The 1164-nt window shown below is 69.9% G+C and carries 1 protein-coding gene and 1 pseudogene; one reads left to right on the forward strand and one right to left on the reverse strand.

Going from position 1 to position 1164, the window contains the following annotated elements; genetic code table 11:
* Nucleotides 1-194 (reverse strand): annotated as a pseudogene (locus HUK84_RS19335) (methyltransferase); the annotation flags it as partial.
* 68 nt (nucleotides 195-262) lie between these two features.
* Between HUK84_RS19335 and gloB the strand changes: the two are divergent.
* Nucleotides 263-991, forward strand: a complete 729-nt coding sequence (gene gloB, locus HUK84_RS19340; RefSeq protein WP_176641663.1) for a hydroxyacylglutathione hydrolase — start codon at nucleotides 263-265, stop codon at nucleotides 989-991.
* The last annotated feature ends 173 nt before the right edge of the window (nucleotides 992-1164 follow it).

Genomic DNA, 1164 nt, shown 5'->3' on the forward strand with positions numbered 1-1164 from the left:
GCCCCCGGCCGCGCCCAGAGCGGCAGATAGGGCAGCGTATAGCCCAGCCCCAGGATCCGCTCGCCCGCCCGGGGCGCGGACCCGGGCCCCGTACTCGGCCAGAATGTCCGCAGCCGCTGCCGCAGCAGCCGCGCGGTGTTCTCGCCCGGCCGGCTGGCATAGAATTTCGCGGCGGTGCGGATGTCGTCTTGCATCACGCCCGATTAACACAAATTGTGGAAACATGCCGCGCCAGGCCGCGCGCCCTCAGACGGAGACGACCATGGGACTTTCGATCCGCCCGATCCCGATCCTGACCGACAATTACGCCTGGTTCCTGCGTGACGAGGAAAGCGGCGCCACCGCCCTGGTCGACCCGGCCGAGGAAGCCCCCCTGGTCGCCGCGATCGAGGCCGAAGGCGGCCGGCTCGACCAGATTTTCCTGACGCATCATCATGCCGATCACGTGGTGGCGACCGACGCGCTGCGCAAGCGCTTCGGCGCGATCGTCACCGGGGCCGCGGCCGACGCCTACCGCCTGCCGATGCTCGACTACGCCGTGTCCGACGGCGACACGGTCGCCCTGGGCGACATGATCGGCACGGTGATGGAAACTCCCGGCCACACGCGCGGCCATATCGCCTATTATTTCGCCGCCGCGCCGGCCCTGTTCTGCGGCGACACGCTGTTCAGCCTGGGCTGCGGCCGCCTGTTCGAAGGCTCGGCCGAGGAAATGTTCCACGCGCTGCACCGCATCGCCGCCCTGCCGGACAGCACCCTGGTCTGCTGCGGGCACGAATATACCCTGGCCAATACCCGCTTCGCCCTGGCGGTCGACCCCGACAACGCGGCCCTGCACGCCCGCGTCGCCGAAATCAACACCCTGCGGGCCGAGGCCCGCCCCACCGTGCCCGTCCGGCTGGGGCTGGAAAAACAGACCAACCCCTTCCTACGCGCCCCCGACGTCGCCACCTTCGCCCGCCTCCGCCGCGAAAAGGACGTGTTCCGGTAAATTATCGAATCACGGGGACTCGGCCGCGGCCACCCACCCGTTTCCCGCCCTGGTGAACAGCGGGGTCTCGAACACGGCCTGAACCGGCAGGCGGACCTGCTCCGCCCAGCGCCGGGTCTGCGCCATGGCGCACGATACCGCCACCGGCACCACGCCGATCCGCGCCAGCAGCG

The sequence above is a fragment of the Nguyenibacter vanlangensis genome (assembly GCF_013376155.1).
GTDB classification, from domain to species: domain Bacteria; phylum Pseudomonadota; class Alphaproteobacteria; order Acetobacterales; family Acetobacteraceae; genus Gluconacetobacter; species Gluconacetobacter vanlangensis.

Coding starts and splice junctions, on each gene's coding strand:
- gloB (WP_176641663.1), top strand. CDS start 263: ATGGGACTTTCGATCCGCCCGATCCCGATCCTGACCGACAATTACGCC.